Below are 16,928 nucleotides of genomic sequence, written 5' to 3' on the forward strand. Positions count from 1 at the left end.
AGGGGCGACGCCGGTCGCGCCATTCGCTTTATTCGGCGGCCTCGGCAGCCGGCTTCGGCGCGTGAGCCTCGGCGCGAGGCAGTTGCCCCGGCTTCAAGAGCAAAGCCGCCATGAGGCCGATGAAGGCGATGCCGCACGACGTCATGAACAACGGCACGAAGGCGCTCGCATAGGCATCGGCCACCGCCTGCCGCGCCGCTTCCGGCAAAGCCGCCATCATCTTCGGCGTCAGTTGCTCGATGTTCTCGACACCAGGGATGGAGAGCCCGGCCCGCCCAAGCTGCGAACCGACGATTGCTCCGTAGATGGAGATCGCGATCGATGCGCCGCCCATGCGTGACAGCGTGACCGATCCGGTCGCCGCGCCGACGTCGCGGGCGGGTGCCGCGTTCTGCACGCCGATGATCGGCACCTGCTGGGCCAGACCGATACCGATGCCATGCATCGCCATGATCGCGCCGATGATCATGACAGGTGTTCCCGCATGCACCTGCGACAGCAGCGCGAATGCGACGGTTCCGATGGAGAGGCTGGCAATCGCGAACGGCTTGTAGCGCCCGGTGGCCGAGATGATCCGGCCCGCCGACAGCGAGCCGCAAACGATGCCGCCGGTCAGAAGGATGAACAGGGCGCCGGCGGCCGAGGGCGAAAGACCCGTGGTCGTCTGCAGGAACAGCGCGAAATAGTTGACCATGCCGATTCCGATGGCGCCGGCCATGACCGACATGACCAGTAGCAGGCCGAATGTCGGGTTGCGGAACAGTGACAGCGGAATGATCGGCTCGGCGGCGCGCCGCTCGACCAGCACCCAGGCGAAGGCGCATACGATGCCGAACGCGATGATGGCGAGGTTGGCCGGCGCGATCAGCGAGCCGAAAAGCTGGCTGCCATCAGCGGCGAGCACGATACAGCTCGTGGTCATCGCCAGAAGAAGCGCGCCGGCGTAGTCGATCTTCGGACGGCGGTTCGGCTTGCGGTAAGGCAGCATGAAGGCCAGTCCGGCGATCACGATCACTCCGATCGGCACGTTGACGAGAAAGATCGAGCGCCAGCCGAACAGGTCGCTCATCGCGCCGCCGAGCACCGGGCCGATTGCACCCGATGCCATGAGCACGAGGCTGGAATAGCTCTGATACTTGGCGCGTTCGCGTGGTTCGAAGAGATCGGCATTGACGGCGAAGATCGACACCATGATGCCACCGCCGCCGAGCCCTTGCAGCACGCGCGCCGCAATCAGCGTATCCATCGATATCGCCAATCCGCAAATCGTCGAGCCAACGGTAAAGATGATGATTGCCGCCATCATCACATATTTGCGACCGAAGAGATCGCCGAGCTTGCCATAAAGCGGCATGACGGCGCTGACCGCCAGGAGATAAGCCGAGCCGATCCAGCCGAACCGTTCGATTTGACCGAACTCGCCGACGATGGTCGGCAAAGCCGTTGCAACGATCTGGTTGTCCAGCGTCGCCATGAAAAGCGCGGCCATCAGGAAAAGAAAGAGGATGAGCCGTCGACGAGGATCCGTGACCAGCGGCTGGACGGCAACTTGCATATTCATGGTGATCTTTCCGGGTTTCGCCATATTTATGTGCTATCAGCATATAAATGTCAATGTCACATAAATGACACCAGCATATTTTCTTGCGCAGCTCGCTCTGCTATTCTGCTCCCATGAGCGACATCGTGAAGACCGCCCCCGAACCAGCTGCATCGACCGATGACATCATGCATATAGGCCAGAGCATGAGCCGCATGCGCATGATTACCGGACGGCGACTGATTGCCCGGCTTGCCATCGCCAAGGTCGCGCCGGATCTGGAACTGTCGCATCTCGACGTGCTGGACGCCGTCAGCCGTTGCGCCGAGCAGGGTGAGGTCACCGTTGGCGCCATCGCCGAGGCGATGCGCATCGATCCCTCACGCGCCAGCCGTATCGTCGCCGACATGGTCGGGCGCGATGTCCTGCAGCGGGCCGCTTCGCAACAGGATGCCCGCCGCATCGTGGTCATGGTCACGCCCTATGGCCGGCGCCTGCTCGACGAACTGAAAGCGCAGAAACTCGCCATCATCAAGGACGTCGTTTCCGACTGGTCCGCCGAAGACGCGGAAGCCTTCGCCCGGCTTTTCGACAAGTTCATGACCGGCTTCGAGCGCGTATTCGCCGTCAGGGACAAGAACCTGCCGCCGGCACCCAGCCTGTCAAAATAAAATCAAAGGTTGATCTGAATCAATCTATTGCCCGGCGTGATTTCCTAAACCTCCTGAGAATTCGAAACTCAGGAGAGAATCAATGAAACGCCGCCCCGCTGCCCTCAAGGGCATGTTCGCCGCCATCGTCTTTGCCGCAGCCGCGCTGCCGGCCCTTTCGGCGGACCTGACCGCACAGAACACGGCGCCCGAGGCAACCAAGAGCGAGGCTCAGAGCCCGTGGATGATCCGGCTGCGCGCGCTTGGCGTCATCACCCAGGATTCGGGCTATGTCGGCGGCGTTCCCGGCTCGGACCTGTCCTACTCAAATACCGTGGTGCCGGAATTCGACGTCACCTATTTCTTCACCAACAACATCGCAGCCGAACTTATTCTTGGCACCACCTTCGCCAATGTCGATGGTGACGGATCGATCGCCGGCCTCGGAAAGATCGGCAAGACCTGGCTGCTACCGCCTACCGTGACGCTGCAATACCACTTCACGGACTTCGGCAACTTCAAGCCTTATGTTGGCGCCGGTCTGAACTACACGATCTTCTACAACGAAAAAGCCAGTAGCGCCCAAAGCCTTGATATCAAGAACACATTTGGTGTCGCACTCCAGGCAGGCTTCGACTACATGCTCGATGAGCACTGGGGCCTCAACGTCGACGTCAAGAAGATCTTCCTGCGCCCCGACTTCGACGTAAATGTCAGCGGAACCGATATGTCCGGCAAGGCGAAGCTTGATCCATGGCTGATCGGCGCCGGCGTGAGCTACCGCTTCTAACTGCGGAGACCATTAGGGCGCTGACAAACCCATGTCCGCGCCCTTTCCCTTTGCCCCTGCTTTGCGCTATGGGCAATGCCCATGAACCAATCCACCTTCACCATTTTGCTCGGCGGCGAGCTGCGAATGACGGAGCGCCTTCGCGCCGCCGTAGCAGACAGCCGTTTCATCGCGGCCGATGGCGGCATGCGGCACGCGCTGGCATTTGATGTCAGGCCTGAGCTCTGGGTTGGCGATTTCGATTCCACGCCGGATGATCTGACGACCGCGTTTGCCGATGTCCCGAGAAAGCCATACCCCGCCGCCAAGGCGGCCACCGATGGCGAGATCGCGGTATCCGAAGCTGTCGCGCGCGGCGCCACGCGGCTCATCTTCGTGGGCGCGCTTGCCGGCGACCGGTCCGACCACGCGCTCCAGCATCTGCTCTACGCCGTCAGTCTCGCCGAAACCGGGCTCGACGTGCTCCTGACCTCGGGCGCGGAAGAAGCCGTGCCGCTGATCGCTGGTAGCATCACGCTCGACCTGCCGAAGAACAGCCTGTTTTCGGTTCCCGCCTTCAGCGAACTTAACGGCCTGTTCATCGAGAATGCCCGCTATCCGCTCATCGATTTCCATTTGCCCTTTGGCTCGTCGCGCACCATTTCCAATGTCGCGGAAGGGCCTGTGCGCTTCTCGCTTGAAAGCGGCCGCGCCATCGTGCTCGCCCGCCCTTACGATCTTTCCGGAGTCTGATTTTTGGCGCCCCCTATCCTTAAACTCGACGACATCTTCCTGAGCTTCGGCGGCGCGCCGCTTCTGGCCGGTGCTGCCCTGCAGGTGGAGCCTGGCGACAAGATCTGTCTCGTCGGCCGCAACGGCTCCGGCAAGTCGACGCTGCTGAAGATCGCCGCCGGCATGGTGGAAGCGCAGTCCGGCGAGGTGTTCCGCCATCCGTCGTCGACGGTGCGCTATCTCGAACAGGCGCCCGATTTCGCCGGCTACAGCACCGTACAGGCCTATGCGGAAGCGGGGCTTGGTCCGGGCGACGATCCATACCGCGTCACCTACCTCCTCTCGCATCTCGGCCTGACTGGCGAGGAGGATCCGAAGAACCTTTCCGGCGGCGAAGCGCGCCGCGCCGCCCTTGCCCGCGTTCTCGCTCCCGAGCCCGATATCCTGCTGCTCGACGAGCCGACCAACCACCTCGACCTGCCCACCATCGAATGGCTGGAAGGCGAGCTGCAGAAGACCCGCAGCGCACTGGTGCTGATCTCGCACGACCGACGCTTCCTCGAAAAGGTCTCCACTGCCACCGTCTGGCTCGACCGCGGCAACTCGCGCCGCCTCGACCGCGGCTTTGCCCATTTCGAAGCCTGGCGCGACCAAGTGCTCGAAGCCGAGGAGATGGAGCAGCACAAGCTTGGCAAGGCGATCGAGCGCGAGGAGCACTGGCTGCGCTATGGCGTCACCGCGCGCCGCAAGCGCAACATGCGCCGCCTTGGCGAACTGCAGACGATGCGCGCCAACTATCGCGGCCACAAAGGTCCGCAGGGCACCGTCCAGGCGACTGTCTCGGACGCCCAGGAATCCGGCAAGCTGGTCATCGAAGCCGACAAGATCACCAAGACCTATGGCGAGCGCCCGATCGTCACACCGTTTTCGATCCGCGTTCATCGCGGCGATTGCATCGGCCTCGTCGGCCCGAACGGCGCCGGCAAGACGACGCTCCTGAAGATGCTGACCGGTCAGCTTCAGCCCGACACCGGCATCATCAAGCTCGGCACCAATCTGGAGATCGCCACGCTCGACCAGAAGCGCGAGGATCTGAACCCCGAGGACACGCTGGCGCATTATCTCACCGACGGCCGCGGCGAGAACCTGCTTGTGAACGGTGAGCAGCGCCACGTCACCGGCTACATGAAGGAATTCCTGTTCCAGCCGGAGCAGGCCCGCACGCCGATCAAGAACCTCTCGGGCGGCGAACGCGCCCGCCTGATGCTCGCCCGCATGCTGGCGCGGCCATCCAACCTCCTGATCCTCGACGAGCCGACCAACGACCTCGACATCGAGACACTGGATCTGCTGCAGGAAGTCGTGGCTGGCTTCCCTGGCACCGTCATCCTCGTCAGCCACGACCGCGACTTCCTCGACCGCACCGTGACCTCGACCATCGCACCCGCCGTTCCCGACGCGCCCGATGGCCGCTGGATCGAATACGCCGGCGGCTATTCCGACATGCTGGCGCAGCGCAAGGGTGCAGCCGACGAACGCAAGAAGGCGGAGAAAGCCGAAAAGGCGAAAGCGCAGGACGCGGCCCCCGCCGCCGAAGCGCCCAAGGGCAAGGGGAAGCTCTCCTTCAAGCAGAAGTTCGCGCTCGAAAACCTGCCCAAGGAGATGGCGAAGGCCGAAGCCGAGATCGCCAAGCGCGAGGAAAAGATGGCCGACCCCAACCTCTTCTCCAAGGACCCCACGACGTTCAACCGCCTGGCCGCCGAAATGGAAAAATTTCGCGACAGCCTGGTGAAGATGGAAGAGGAATGGCTGGAACTCGAAATGCTGAGGGAAGAGCTGGAAGGCTGATCCCGGTCTCGGGCAGGCCGGCGTCTTCCTCACGTTTCATTGATTGGTCACCGCCGAAAGGGCGGGACTAAGCTCTCCCGCGAGCCCATGCCCCGGGCCGCGAGGAGAAAACCCATGTCTCGTTATCTCAGATCTATTGCGGCAGCTGCCTTCGCCGCAAGCACTCTCGTCATTGCCACACAAGCCGCCCATGCCGCCGATGCCGAGCGCGTCCGCGTGCGTGGCGACGTCGCCAGCCTCACCGGCGACAAGCTCGTGGTCAAGACCCGCGAGGGCAACGACCAGACCATCACCCTGAAGCCGGACTGGCAGGTCGGCGGCGTCAGGAAGGCGTCCGTCGAGGACATCAAGCCCGGCGACTTCGTCGGCATCGCCTCGCTGCCGAAAGCCGATGGTGGCGATGGTGCGCTTGAAGTGCTGATCTTCCCTGCCGCCATGAAAGGTACCGGCGAAGGCAGCCGCCCCTGGGATTTGAAGCCGAACAGTAGCATGACCAACGCCACCGTGGCAAAGGCCGTGAAGTCCGTCGATGGTCACAGCGTCACGCTGACCTATCAGGGTAAAGAGAAGACCATCTCGATCGCCAACGAGACGCCGATCGTGACGCTGACATCGGCCGAGAAGAGCGACCTGACGCCGGGCGCCCACATCATCGTCATGGGCGAGAAGGCGGCCGATGGCGCCGTCACCGCCAGCCGCGTGACCGTCGGTGCCAATGGCCTTGTGCCGCCGATGTAACGGAGCGGATTACCCGTCGACCGGCGCCGGCTTGCCCGGCGCCTTCGTCGCGGGCTTGGCTTCCACTTTCCCGGCCAGCGGCTCCAGATGCAGCACGCGCGGATGGAAGGTTTCGACGTAGGTTTCGGAGCGGCCGATATAGATCATGGTCGCCTCGGGCATCGTTTGCAGCACCTTCATCATCGTCGATTGCCATTCCGGCTCCATGCCTTCCAGCACTTCGTCGAAGAAGATCCAGCGCGGGCGTACCAGAAGCAGACGGGCAAAGCCGATTGCTCTCTGCTCGTCGGAATCGAGCAGCTTGTCCCAGCGCGCGCGGGTGTCGAGACGGGCGACGAGATTGTGCAGCCCGGCCTTGTCGAGAGCCGCCACCATGTCGTCGGTCTTGTAGCTATCCGCGGGTTCGGGGAAGGCCAGCGCCTCCCGCAGCGTACCACCCGGAATATAGGCCGACTGCGGCAGAAACTGCATGTCGTCGGTCGGTGGCAGGCCGATCTTGCCGCCGCCGCAGGGCCATAGTTCCGACAGCGCCAGGAACAGGAGCTTGCGGTTGACGCTGTGATCGCCGTTGATCATCACCTTCTCGCCGGCCTTGATCGTGACGCTGCCCTCGTGCAGCCGGAAACCGCCGCACTGGTCGATCTCCTCACCGATCTTGGCGGCGATCCTGACATTGTCGAGCGTCAGCGTGTCGGGCGCGCTCCGCTCGTAGGCGATCATCTCCTTGTGATCGACATCATCACCCATGGTGGTCAGCGCCTGGCGGAAATCGGTGACGCGCATCAGCGTGGCGCGCCATTCGGCGATCGGACCGAAGTTCGAGACGTACCAACGCAAGGCCGCATTCACCTGGTTGAAAGCCCCCACCGACATCATCAACTGGCCGAAAGTCAGGCTTCCGGAGAAATAGGCCGGCGCCGCGACGATGATCGGGATGACCACAACAAGCCAGCCATAGCCCGCCGACACCCAAGTCAGGTTGACATTGGCCATGGCGAGCTTCTTCAGGACATCGAGCAGCGAGGTGATATCCGTATTGATCCGTCCGCGCTCGTTCTCTTCGCCGCGCGCCGCGGTGATCGCAGGGATATTCTCATTGGCGTGCATCAGCGCGAAGCGGAGCTCTGCCTCCTTGGAGAAACGGTCGGCATTGAGCTTGACGAGCTTGCGGCCGACGAGCTGGCTGAGCACCGAGGCCGACGCCGCGTAGAAAATGGCGGCCCACACCATGTAGCCGGGAATGGAAAAACTGCGGTCGCCGAAGTGGAAGACGAAGCCGCTGGAGAGCTCCCACAGCACGCCGATGAAGCTGACCAGAAGAATGGTTGACTGCACGAGACCAATGACGAGGCCCGTCGTGCTTTCCGCAAGGTTGCGCGCATCCTCGTGCAGGCGCTGGTCGGGATTGACGCCGATCAGTCCACTCGATGCCAGACGAAGAGCGCGCTTGCGCCGGAGCCATTGATCAACAAGATCGCGCGTCAGCCCCTCGCGCATGTAGAGAGCCGTCATCTGGTTGAACCAGGCCTGGACGACGTTGAGCAGGAGCAGCATGCCGGCGATCAGGGCGAAGATCTTCAACTGATGAAAGAAGCCCGGCAGATCACGGCGCGAGATGGCGTCGTAGAACGGCGCGTTCCACTGGTTTAGGATAACGGTCGCATAGGCCGTCGCCAGGATCACACCGATCAAGGCTGTCGATAGCAGCAGCACCTTCCCGCGCACCCTGGAATTCCAGAATGCCGAGAACATCACCTTCAGGCGGAAGATCAGACTGAGGTCGTAACCTACCCGGTCCTGGCTTTGATTGCTCGGCGTGCCTTTGACGTCATCTGCCATTATGCTTTCCTAAGCCGTCTTTTCATCTCAATAACATGGTGCATCGGCTTGTCCCAGCAACAGATTTTAGCACGCTTTAATGCGTGAGTTACTCAGCGGCGGTTTGCGCCGCACGTTTCGGAGATTGATTCGCGGCCCGACTGGGTCTATTTAAACCACTCCGTGGTGATTTGGCCGGCCGGCTTGCAGCCACGTTAAAGAAGTTGCTAAAGGGCCGCGTGCGGACCGATAGCGATATTTTCGTTTTTCTCGTCGAGTGACCGCAATGCCTATCAAGATTCCCGATACCCTGCCCGCTTTTGGAACCCTGGTTCAGGAAGGCGTCCGCGTGATGACCGAAACGGCGGCAATCCGCCAGGACATCCGGCCGCTGCAGATCGGGCTCCTCAACCTGATGCCGAACAAGATCAAGACAGAACTGCAGATGGCGCGCCTCATCGGCGCTTCGCCGCTGCAGGTGGAGCTTTCGCTGGTTCGCGTTGGAAACCACAAGGCGAAGAACACCTCCGAGGACCATCTGTTTTCCTTCTACCAGACCTGGGAGGAGGTCAGGCATCGCAAGTTCGACGGCTTCATCATCACCGGCGCACCGATTGAACTGATGCCCTACGAGGATGTGAACTATTGGTCGGAAATGCAGCAGATTTTCGATTGGACGGAAACAAACGTCCACTCGACGATGAATGTCTGCTGGGGCGCCATGGCCGCAATCTATCATTTTCACGGGGTGCCCAAATACGAGCTCAAGGAGAAGGCCTTCGGGGTTTATCGCCACCAGAACCTCAAGCCGTCCTCTGTTTATCTGAACGGCTTCTCCGACAACTTCGAGGTGCCGGTATCGCGCTGGACGGAAGTTCGCCGCGCCGATATCGAAAAATCGGAAGATCTGGAAGTCCTGATGGAATCGAGCGAGATGGGCGTCTGCCTGGTGCATGAGACCAAAGGCAAACGGCTCTACATGTTCAACCACGTAGAATATGATTCAACCTCGCTTTCCGACGAGTATTTCCGCGACGTCAATGCCGGCGTACCGATCAAGATGCCGCATAACTACTTCCCGCATAACGATCCGTCGCTTGCGCCGCAGAACCGCTGGCGCGGTCACGCGCATCTCTTGTTCGGCAACTGGATCAACGAGATCTACCAGACGACGCCCTACTATCTCGACGAGATCGGCAAGACGGCCTGACAACGAAAACGAGGATGCCGCGCGCCTTTGCCGCGGCATTTCTTTTACTATCGGCAGGTTGCGGTTTCCAAAGAATGGGGGCAGTTTCCGACACCTGAATCAGGATTGGAGGAACGGCGGCTATGGCGACAGAGTTGGAACGGGAAATATTCGGAAAGACCAAATCTGGAGAAGATGTCTACCGCGTAAGAATCAGCGGCGGCGGCCTCACGGCGAAGGTAATCACCTGGGGCTCCGTGATCCAGGATCTGCGGCTCGATGGCCATTACGCGCCGCTGACGCTCGGCTTTGACGACTTCGACAGCTATCCCGCACATTCCCCCTTTTTTGGTGCCACGCCAGGCCGTTGCGCCAACCGGATCGGCGGCGGCAAATTCACGCTCGATGGCAAGACCTATCAGCTCGATCTGAACGAGAACGGCGCCTCCCATTTGCACGGCGGGTTCGACAACATCGCCCAGCGCAACTGGACCATCGTCGAGCATGAAGCCGACCGCGTGGTGTTGAAGATCGTCGATGCCGATGGCCGTGGCGGCTATCCCGGCAACAGCACGATCCAGGTTACCTACCGCGTTCATGGCCACGGCGAGCTCTCGGTTTCCTACGAATCGATAAGCGACCAGCCGACGCTGGCCAATGTCTGCCAGCACGCCTATTTCAACCTCGACGGCCGAGAGGATGCTCTCGGCCACGACATCATGATCGCCGCCGACAACTATCTCGTCACGGATGATCTGCAGATTCCGACCGGCGAGATTCGCCCGGTAGAGGGCACGGCTTTCGATTTCCGTGAAATGGCGCCGATGAAGCGCTTCGAAGGCTCGGAGCAGGCGCTCTACGACCATAATTTCTGCCTCTCCAGCGACCGTACCGCCAAGCGCTCCGTCGCCTTGGTGCGCAGCCTGCACTCCGGCATATCGATGGAAGTCCGCACCACGGAACCGGGCATTCAGTTCTATGCCGGTTTCAAGATGGACGTTCCGGTACCCGGCATCGGCGGCCGCAAATACGGTCCGTTCGCAGGCTTCTGCCTGGAAACCCAGGTCTGGCCTGACGCCATCAACCATGAGCGCTTCCCCAACGCCGTGCTGCGCCCCGGTGAGGTGCTGCGGCAGGAGACCGACTACATCTTCTCGAAGAATTGACCTGTCGTACGCAAACCAAGTCGACAAAACCCTCGCAGCCCGCTGCGGAGGTTTTTCGTGATCGGATGTTTTGGGGGTTGCGATTGGTTCCATATAGGTTCTATTATTGAAAGATGGATAGAACCAGTCTCATCGCCGAGATCGAAAGCCGCGGCCTGCGCGACGATGCGCTGACCGGGCCGCTGTACAAGCGGCTTGCGCAGGCACTGACCGGCCTGGTTCAGGAGGGTCTGCTCAAGCCCGGAACGGCGCTTCCCGGCGAGCGTGACCTCGCCGAAGCCTTGAAGATCGGCCGCGTCACGGTTCGCACCGCCTATCGTGATCTGATGAGCGCAGGCACCCTTGAATCGCGCCATGGCAGCGGCACATTCGTTTCCAGCAAGGTGGAGCGAATGGAGCAATCGCTGTGGCGTCTCTCGTCCTTTTCCGCCGACATGCGCTCACGCGGCCGCGCACCAGCGGCGCGGATCATTTCGCGCGCCGTCAACACGCCCTCTCCCGAGGAAGCCTTCCTGCTGGGCCTGGGACTGGACGAGCCGGTGCTGCGCCTCGATCGCCTGCGCCTCGCAGACGGACTGCCGCTGGCGATCGAACGCGCGGTCGTGCCCATCAAGTTCCTGGGCGGAAACGAGGGTGGCGAAGGCTCGCTTTATGAGGCGCTGGCGGCAAGCGGCCACCGCCCGGTCCGCGCCTTGCAGAGACTGACCGCCGTCACGCTCGATCCCTCCTCGGCGGCGGCGCTCGACGTGAAACCCGGCGCCCCGGCGCTGCTGATCGAACGCGTGTCGCGCCTGGAAGACCAGCGCGTCGTTGAATACACCCGCTCGCACTATCGTGGCGATGCCTATGACTTCGTTGCAGAATTGAGAATTGGAGACGACCTATGAGTGAAACCAAGTCACTGATGTTGCAGGAAGCCGGCCAATCGCCGGACGTTGTGGCAACGCTTCTTCAGAAAGAAAAGCCGGTCTTCGACGAAATCGCCAGGCTGTTTGCAACGGGCGCGCCGAGCGTCGTGACGACGGCCGCACGCGGCTCCTCGGACCATGCGGCGACCTTCTTCAAATATCTGTTCGAAATCACCTGCGGCGTTCCGGTTGCCTCGATCGGCCCGTCGATAGCCTCGGTCTACGGCGCCCCGCTGCACCTCAAGGGCGGCATTCATTTCACCGTATCGCAGTCCGGCGCGAGCCCCGATATCGTTGCGCTGCAGGATGCGGCCAAGCGCGGCGGCGCCACGACCATCGCGGTCGTCAACGTCACCGACAGCCCGCTGGCGAAGCAGGCCGACCTGGTGCTCAACCTGAACGCCGGCGCGGAAAAGAGCGTCGCGGCAACCAAGTCCTTCATCGCGTCGGTTGCCGCGCTCTCCGGCGTCACCGCCGCCATCGGCGCCAAGCGCGATCTTCAGCACGCTCTCGAAAAGCTGCCGGAAGCGTTGGAGGCAACATCGGGCATCGACACTGCAGCCGCCGAAGACGTGCTCTTCAACGCCACCTCGCTCTACACCGGTGGCCGCGGGCCGGCCTTCGCCATCGCGCTGGAGGCGGCGCTGAAGGCCAAGGAAACCGCCGGCCTGCATGCCGAAGCCTTCTCGCTTGCCGAACTCATGCACGGGCCGATGCGCCTCGTCCAGCCGGGCTTTCCCATCGTCGCCTTCACCCCTGACGACTCTGCCTATGCCAACAACGTCCAGGCGCTGGAGCGCCTGCAGAAACTCGGCGCGACCACCGTACCCTTCTCGACGCAGCCGCTTGCCGGCATCAACCTACGCGTGCCGACGACGGGCAACGGCCTGCTCGATCCATTGGTCTCGCTGCTCGTCTACTACCGCCTGATCGAGTCGGTGACGCGCCGCAAGGGCTTCGATCCCGACAAGCCGGCAAACCTTTTGAAGGTTACGGAGACGGTCTGATGGCCCGCAAGATATTCACCGGCGCGCGCATTTTCGACGGCCAGCGCTTTCACGACGACAGGGCATTGATCGTTTCCGACGGCAGGGTCGAGGCGATCATCGCAGGCAACGACCTGCCCGATGGCGAGCACATCGCGCTTGAAGGCGGCGTGCTCTCCGCCGGCTTCATCGACGCGCAGGTCAATGGCGGCGGTGGACGAATGCTGAACGACGAGCCGTCAGCTGCTTCGATGTACATGATCGCGGCCGGCCACCGTCCCTACGGCACCACCGCGCTTCTCCCGACCCTGATCACCGACACGTCGACGGCAACCGCTGCGGCAGTCGAAGCGGCCAAAGACGCCGTGACATCAAATAAGGGCGTCGCCGGCCTGCATCTAGAAGGGCCGCATCTGGCGCCGGCACGCAAGGGCGCCCATCTCGCAGAACTCATGCGGCCGGTGGAAGACGCCGACGTCAAGGCGCTGATATCAGCGAAGCAATCGATCGGCACCCTGCTGGTCACCATGGCCGCCGAGCAGGTCACGCCGCGCCAGGTACGCGAGCTGAGCGAAGCCGGCGTCACGGTCAGCATCGGCCACTCCGATTGCACGAGCGAGGCCGCCGAGGAGCGGTTCGATGCCGGCGCACGCGGCGTCACTCATCTATTCAACGCCATGAGCCAGCTCGGCCATCGCGCACCCGGTCTCGTGGGCGCGGCGATCGACCACCCATCCGTTTGGTGCGGTATCATCGCCGACGGACATCACGTCGATCCGAAGGCGCTGCGCACCGCGCTACGCGCCAAGCGCGGCGAGGGTAGGCTTTTCTTTGTCACCGACGCCATGTCGCTGGTCGGATCCGAACGCGACAGCTTCACGCTGAACGGCCGCACGGTTCGCCGCGAGCGCGGCGGCTTCTGCTCCAAGCTGGTCCTGTCCGACGGCACGCTCGCCGGTTCCGACGTCGATATGGCATCCACGATCCGCTACGGCGTCACCTATCTAGATCTCTCGCTGGCCGAAGCGCTACGCATGGCGACGCTCTATCCCGCCCGCTTCCTGCATCTCGACGACCGGGGCCATTTGGTACCCGGCGCCCGTGCCGACCTCGTGCATCTGACCGATGACATCAAGGTCACCCGCACCTGGATCAGCGGCGAAGCGGCCTGATGGGCGGAGATGAAACATGACTGAAATAACCGACCTCTATTTCTCCGGCCTGATCGAACGGCTTCAGTCGCTGAAGACTTCGCTTGCCGACCCGATGGCCGCTGCCGCTGCCGCCATCCTGGACGCTGCCCGAAACGACAAGCGCGTCTACGTCTTCGGCACCGGCCACTCGCATATGCTGGCCGAGGAAGTGCATTACCGCGCCGGCGGTCTCGCGTTCACCGTACCGGTGTTGGTCGGCTCCGCGATGCTGCATGAGGGCGCCGTCATCAGCTCCGTCTACGAGCGCACGCAGGGCCTCGTGAAACCGGTGCTGGAACGCTATGGCATGCAGCCCGGCGACGTCATCATTATCGCCTCGAATTCCGGCGTGAACGCAGCCCCGATCGAGGCCGCCGATTATGGACGGGAGATCGGCGCCAAGGTGATTGCGATCACATCAGTTGCCTATTCCACCGCTGTTGCAAAGGGTCGCCGCCGTCTCGCCGACATCGCCGATGTGGTGTTGGACAATGGGCTCCCGCCCGGCGACGCGGTGATCGATCTCGCCGGCACGGAATTGAAGGTGGGTCCAGTATCGACCGCGATCGGCGCGACCATCATCAACGCGGTCTTCGCGGATGTCGCGGCCCAACTCTCCAAGGCGGGAGAAGCGCCGATCTATCTCAGCGCGAACATGCCGGGTGCGGCGGCGGTGAACGAGAGACTTGTGAAGCGATACCGGCCGCGAAACCCGCATCTGTAAAACCGGAGCTGACCGTCAACGGCATGTTGACGGTCGGTCGTCAGAGTTCAATCTGGCGAATATACGCGCTCGAGCGCATATTCCTTCCCAAGCAAAGACGAGATGGACACGCACCATCCGCGCTTCGAAAGGACCATTGGCATGACCCAGCTTCTCCTGAATTCGGCGGTCGCAATTCTGATCGCAGCCGGCTTCCTTGCAACCGCGACGGCCGCCCTTCGCGGCGAGGACAGGGCGCTTCAAAAGGTGCCTGTGAAGGTGCGGGCGCGACGCCACCCAAAAGGCTGAGCAACAGCCAAATTATTCCTTAAATCGGCCCCAATATCGACACCGGTCCGGACGACGAATGCGTCACCGGAATCGGGAGGGTAGGACAATGACCAAAATCATCGGCGTAGCCGCTGTCGTGACGATCGCGCTCGCCGTCTATGCCGCATATCTCAATCCATATGAAAGCGGCAGGCAGTCCGGCGCCCATTCACGCAGCGACGACAGCCACACCGCCTCCATCCGCTAAACGAAGAACTGCCCGCCATTGGCGGTGAGCGTCGAGCCGGTGATGAAGCCGGCATCGTCGGATGCGAGGAAGACGACGCAGCGCGCGATCTCCTCTGGTTCGCCGAGCCGCCCGACCGGGATTTGCGGAATGATCCGCTCGTTCAGCACCTTCTCCGGCACCGCAAGCACCATCTCCGTTCCGATATAGCCGGGGCAGATCGCGTTGACCGTGATGTTCTTGGCGGCCCCTTCCTGGGCGAGCGCCTTGGTGAACCCGAGATCGCCGGCCTTCGCGGCGGAATAGTTCGCCTGCCCCATCTGACCTTTCTGACCATTGATGGACGAGATGTTGACGACGCGCCCGAAGCCGCGGTCGCGCATGCCGGCCCACACCTGATGGGTCATGTTGAAAAGACCGGTGAGATTGGTGTTGACCACCTCGTGCCATTGCTGCGGGGTCATCTTGTGGAACATCGCGTCGCGCGTGATGCCGGCATTGTTCACCAGCACTTCGATCGGTCCGAGTTCGCCTTCCACTTTTGCGATCCCCTCGCCGCATGCCGCGTAGTCGGAGACGTCCCATTTGAAGACGGGAATGTCGGTGGCATCGTGAAATGCCTTCGCCTTCTCGTCATTGCCCGCATAATTGGCAGCGACCTTGTAGCCGCTGTTCTTCAGCGCCAGGGAAATCGCCGCACCGATCCCGCGCGTGCCCCCGGTAACGATAGCCACTCTGCTCATGTTCCGCTCCCCATTTGCAATGTCCCCACTATCCGGCAGGGTTCATTGGAACATCAATTGCAAGCTATTAGAATGCCTCGAAGCACATGGCGACGCCCATGCCGCCGCCGATGCAGAGTGTTGCAAGTCCCTTCTTCGCGCCGCGGCGCTTCATCTCGAAGAGCAGCGTGTTGAGCACGCGCGCGCCGGATGCCCCGATCGGATGGCCGATGGCGATCGCGCCGCCGTTGACGTTGACGATTTCAGGGTTCCAGCCGAGATCCTTGTTGACGGCGCAGGCCTGCGCGGCGAAGGCCTCGTTCGCCTCGACGAGATCGAGGTCGCCGATCGACCAGCCGGCTTTCTCGAGCGCCTTGCGAGATGCCGGTATAGGCCCGGTGCCCATGATCTGCGGATCGACGCCCGCAGTCGCCCAGGAGACGATGCGGGCCAGCGGCTGGATACCCCGCCGCGACGCCTCGGCCTCGCTCATCAGGACGGCGGCCGCCGCACCATCGTTGAGGCCCGACGCGTTCGCAGCCGTCACCGAGCCTTCCTTGTCGAAAGCCGGGCGAAGCTTGGCCATGGCGTCCATCGTCGCGCCGTGGCGGATATATTCGTCGGCATCGACCGTCACGTCGCCCTTTCGGGTCTGGATGACATAGGGAATGATTTCGTCGGCGAAGCGCCCGGCCTTCTGCGCGGCCTCGGCCTTGTTCTGCGAGGAGACGGCGAAACGATCCTGCTCTTCGCGGGAAAGCTGCCACTGCCGCGCTATGTTCTCCGCCGTCACGCCCATGTGGTAGCCGTAGAAGGCATCGGTCAGACCATCCTTGATCATGGTATCGACCATCTTCAGGTCGCCCATCTTTGTGCCACCGCGCAGATGCGCCGCATGCGGCGCCATCGACATGGATTCCTGGCCGCCGGCCACGATGATCCTGGCGTCTCCAAGCGCGATCTGTTGCATGCCGAGCGCCACCGCGCGCAAGCCAGAACCGCAGAGCTGGTTGACGCCCCAGGCGGTCGCCTCCTTCGGTACGCCGGCCTTCATCGCGGCCTGTCGCGCCGGATTCTGCCCCTCGCCAGCTGGCAACACCTGTCCGAGAATGACTTCATCAACCTCGGCGGCGTCGACACCGGCACGCTCCAGCGCGCCCCGGACGGCCACCGCCCCCAGTTCGTGGGCCGGAACTGTTGCGAAAGCGCCGTTGAATGAACCAACAGCGGTACGGCCGGCACTCGCGATTACGATGGACGAACTGGACATCACGGTCTCCTCATGGCTCCACCACATATAAGCTGAAACTGACAAAGCTTCCGCGCGGAGTCAAACGACAAGACAACGGCCCGACGTTTCTTTGACGCCTATAAGCGAAGGCGAATTATCTCTGTCACAAAAGGGGTTGCCGCATCGCACAAAGAGATTGTCACCGGCATTCTTTTGCG

At 62.3% G+C, this 16,928-nt stretch carries 17 protein-coding genes and 1 riboswitch; of the genes, 13 read left to right on the forward strand and 4 right to left on the reverse strand.

Annotated features, from left to right (window positions below; all coding sequences use genetic code 11):
* Positions 1 to 28 precede the first annotated feature (28 nt).
* Positions 29 to 1,561 (reverse strand): MDR family MFS transporter, encoded by a 1,533-nt coding sequence (locus tag QTL95_RS00580; protein WP_289718030.1) that lies wholly within the window; start codon positions 1,559 to 1,561, stop codon positions 29 to 31.
* A gap of 113 nt (positions 1,562 to 1,674) precedes the next feature.
* Here QTL95_RS00580 and QTL95_RS00585 point away from each other — a divergent pair, with 113 nt between their 5' ends.
* From QTL95_RS00585 to QTL95_RS00605, 5 genes are all read left to right on the forward strand, one after another.
* Positions 1,675 to 2,211 carry a MarR family winged helix-turn-helix transcriptional regulator gene (locus QTL95_RS00585; protein ID WP_289718031.1) on the forward strand — a complete coding sequence of 179 codons (537 nt, stop codon included), beginning with the start codon at positions 1,675 to 1,677 and terminating at the stop codon, positions 2,209 to 2,211.
* 82 nt (positions 2,212 to 2,293) lie between these two features.
* Positions 2,294 to 2,980, forward strand: a complete 687-nt coding sequence (locus QTL95_RS00590) for an OmpW/AlkL family protein (protein WP_289718032.1) — start codon at positions 2,294 to 2,296, stop codon at positions 2,978 to 2,980.
* An 81-nt stretch (positions 2,981 to 3,061) separates the two neighbouring features.
* A complete protein-coding gene (locus tag QTL95_RS00595; RefSeq protein WP_289718033.1) occupies positions 3,062 to 3,712 on the forward strand; it encodes a thiamine diphosphokinase in 651 nt (216 codons plus the stop codon).
* A gap of 3 nt (positions 3,713 to 3,715) precedes the next feature.
* Positions 3,716 to 5,539, forward strand: a complete 1,824-nt coding sequence (locus tag QTL95_RS00600; RefSeq protein WP_289718034.1) for an ABC-F family ATP-binding cassette domain-containing protein — start codon at positions 3,716 to 3,718, stop codon at positions 5,537 to 5,539.
* A 114-nt stretch (positions 5,540 to 5,653) separates the two neighbouring features.
* A complete protein-coding gene (locus QTL95_RS00605; RefSeq protein ID WP_289718035.1) occupies positions 5,654 to 6,277 on the forward strand; it encodes a DUF5666 domain-containing protein in 624 nt (207 codons plus the stop codon).
* A 9-nt stretch (positions 6,278 to 6,286) separates the two neighbouring features.
* Here QTL95_RS00605 and QTL95_RS00610 read toward each other — a convergent pair whose 3' ends face one another.
* Complete coding sequence (locus tag QTL95_RS00610; protein WP_289718036.1) at positions 6,287 to 8,116, reverse strand: ABC transporter ATP-binding protein/permease; 1,830 nt, start codon at positions 8,114 to 8,116, stop codon at positions 6,287 to 6,289.
* Positions 8,117 to 8,268: 152 nt separating this feature from the next.
* Positions 8,269 to 8,346, forward strand: a riboswitch (SAM riboswitch).
* Between the two features lie 35 nt (positions 8,347 to 8,381).
* Here QTL95_RS00610 and metA point away from each other — a divergent pair.
* The 8 genes from metA (at position 8,382) to QTL95_RS00650 (ending at position 14,778) form a co-directional block, all read left to right on the forward strand.
* Positions 8,382 to 9,305, forward strand: coding sequence for a homoserine O-acetyltransferase MetA (gene metA / locus QTL95_RS00615; RefSeq protein WP_289718037.1), 924 nt, complete (start codon positions 8,382 to 8,384; stop codon positions 9,303 to 9,305).
* A gap of 122 nt (positions 9,306 to 9,427) precedes the next feature.
* Positions 9,428 to 10,450, forward strand: coding sequence for an aldose epimerase family protein (locus QTL95_RS00620; protein WP_289718038.1), 1,023 nt, complete (start codon positions 9,428 to 9,430; stop codon positions 10,448 to 10,450).
* A 113-nt stretch (positions 10,451 to 10,563) separates the two neighbouring features.
* Positions 10,564 to 11,337, forward strand: coding sequence for a GntR family transcriptional regulator (locus tag QTL95_RS00625; protein ID WP_289718039.1), 774 nt, complete (start codon positions 10,564 to 10,566; stop codon positions 11,335 to 11,337).
* The gene (locus QTL95_RS00630) at positions 11,334 to 12,365 is read left to right on the forward strand and encodes an SIS domain-containing protein (protein ID WP_289718040.1); all 1,032 of its coding nucleotides are present in this window, start codon (positions 11,334 to 11,336) and stop codon (positions 12,363 to 12,365) included. The genes QTL95_RS00625 and QTL95_RS00630 overlap by 4 nt, the downstream gene beginning before the upstream one ends.
* Positions 12,365 to 13,516, forward strand: a complete 1,152-nt coding sequence (nagA, locus tag QTL95_RS00635; RefSeq protein WP_289718041.1) for an N-acetylglucosamine-6-phosphate deacetylase — start codon at positions 12,365 to 12,367, stop codon at positions 13,514 to 13,516. Before QTL95_RS00630 ends, nagA begins: the two co-directional genes overlap by 1 nt.
* A gap of 16 nt (positions 13,517 to 13,532) precedes the next feature.
* On the forward strand, positions 13,533 to 14,261 hold the full coding sequence (locus QTL95_RS00640) for an SIS domain-containing protein (RefSeq protein WP_289718042.1): 729 nt from the start codon (positions 13,533 to 13,535) through the stop codon (positions 14,259 to 14,261).
* Positions 14,262 to 14,402: 141 nt separating this feature from the next.
* The gene (locus QTL95_RS00645; RefSeq protein ID WP_289718043.1) at positions 14,403 to 14,549 is read left to right on the forward strand and encodes a hypothetical protein; all 147 of its coding nucleotides are present in this window, start codon (positions 14,403 to 14,405) and stop codon (positions 14,547 to 14,549) included.
* Between the two features lie 88 nt (positions 14,550 to 14,637).
* Complete coding sequence (locus QTL95_RS00650) at positions 14,638 to 14,778, forward strand: hypothetical protein (protein ID WP_197069530.1); 141 nt, start codon at positions 14,638 to 14,640, stop codon at positions 14,776 to 14,778.
* Here QTL95_RS00650 and QTL95_RS00655 read toward each other — a convergent pair.
* Positions 14,775 to 15,500, reverse strand: a complete 726-nt coding sequence (locus QTL95_RS00655; RefSeq protein ID WP_289718044.1) for a beta-ketoacyl-ACP reductase — start codon at positions 15,498 to 15,500, stop codon at positions 14,775 to 14,777. The two genes, QTL95_RS00650 and QTL95_RS00655, sit on opposite strands and share 4 nt — an antisense overlap.
* Before the next feature lie 67 nt (positions 15,501 to 15,567).
* Complete coding sequence (locus tag QTL95_RS00660) at positions 15,568 to 16,749, reverse strand: acetyl-CoA C-acetyltransferase (protein ID WP_289718045.1); 1,182 nt, start codon at positions 16,747 to 16,749, stop codon at positions 15,568 to 15,570.
* Between the last annotated feature and the right edge of the window lie 179 nt (positions 16,750 to 16,928).

Source organism: Rhizobium sp. S152 (assembly GCF_030380735.1).
Taxonomy (GTDB): Bacteria; Pseudomonadota; Alphaproteobacteria; order Rhizobiales; family Rhizobiaceae; genus Rhizobium.

Excerpts from the sequence above, each read along its gene's own strand:
- QTL95_RS00580 (WP_289718030.1), bottom strand. The coding sequence starts at position 1,561 with ATGAATATGCAAGTTGCCGTCCAGCCGCTGGTCACGGATCCTCGTCGA.
- QTL95_RS00585 (WP_289718031.1), top strand. The coding sequence starts at position 1,675 with ATGAGCGACATCGTGAAGACCGCCCCCGAACCAGCTGCATCGACCGAT.
- QTL95_RS00590 (WP_289718032.1), top strand. The coding sequence starts at position 2,294 with ATGAAACGCCGCCCCGCTGCCCTCAAGGGCATGTTCGCCGCCATCGTC.
- QTL95_RS00595 (WP_289718033.1), top strand. The coding sequence starts at position 3,062 with ATGAACCAATCCACCTTCACCATTTTGCTCGGCGGCGAGCTGCGAATG.
- QTL95_RS00605 (WP_289718035.1), top strand. The coding sequence starts at position 5,654 with ATGTCTCGTTATCTCAGATCTATTGCGGCAGCTGCCTTCGCCGCAAGC.
- QTL95_RS00610 (WP_289718036.1), bottom strand. The coding sequence starts at position 8,116 with ATGGCAGATGACGTCAAAGGCACGCCGAGCAATCAAAGCCAGGACCGG.
- metA (WP_289718037.1), top strand. The coding sequence starts at position 8,382 with ATGCCTATCAAGATTCCCGATACCCTGCCCGCTTTTGGAACCCTGGTT.
- QTL95_RS00620 (WP_289718038.1), top strand. The coding sequence starts at position 9,428 with ATGGCGACAGAGTTGGAACGGGAAATATTCGGAAAGACCAAATCTGGA.
- QTL95_RS00625 (WP_289718039.1), top strand. The coding sequence starts at position 10,564 with ATGGATAGAACCAGTCTCATCGCCGAGATCGAAAGCCGCGGCCTGCGC.
- QTL95_RS00630 (WP_289718040.1), top strand. The coding sequence starts at position 11,334 with ATGAGTGAAACCAAGTCACTGATGTTGCAGGAAGCCGGCCAATCGCCG.
- nagA (WP_289718041.1), top strand. The coding sequence starts at position 12,365 with ATGGCCCGCAAGATATTCACCGGCGCGCGCATTTTCGACGGCCAGCGC.
- QTL95_RS00640 (WP_289718042.1), top strand. The coding sequence starts at position 13,533 with ATGACTGAAATAACCGACCTCTATTTCTCCGGCCTGATCGAACGGCTT.
- QTL95_RS00645 (WP_289718043.1), top strand. The coding sequence starts at position 14,403 with ATGACCCAGCTTCTCCTGAATTCGGCGGTCGCAATTCTGATCGCAGCC.
- QTL95_RS00650 (WP_197069530.1), top strand. The coding sequence starts at position 14,638 with ATGACCAAAATCATCGGCGTAGCCGCTGTCGTGACGATCGCGCTCGCC.
- QTL95_RS00655 (WP_289718044.1), bottom strand. The coding sequence starts at position 15,500 with ATGAGCAGAGTGGCTATCGTTACCGGGGGCACGCGCGGGATCGGTGCG.
- QTL95_RS00660 (WP_289718045.1), bottom strand. The coding sequence starts at position 16,749 with ATGTCCAGTTCGTCCATCGTAATCGCGAGTGCCGGCCGTACCGCTGTT.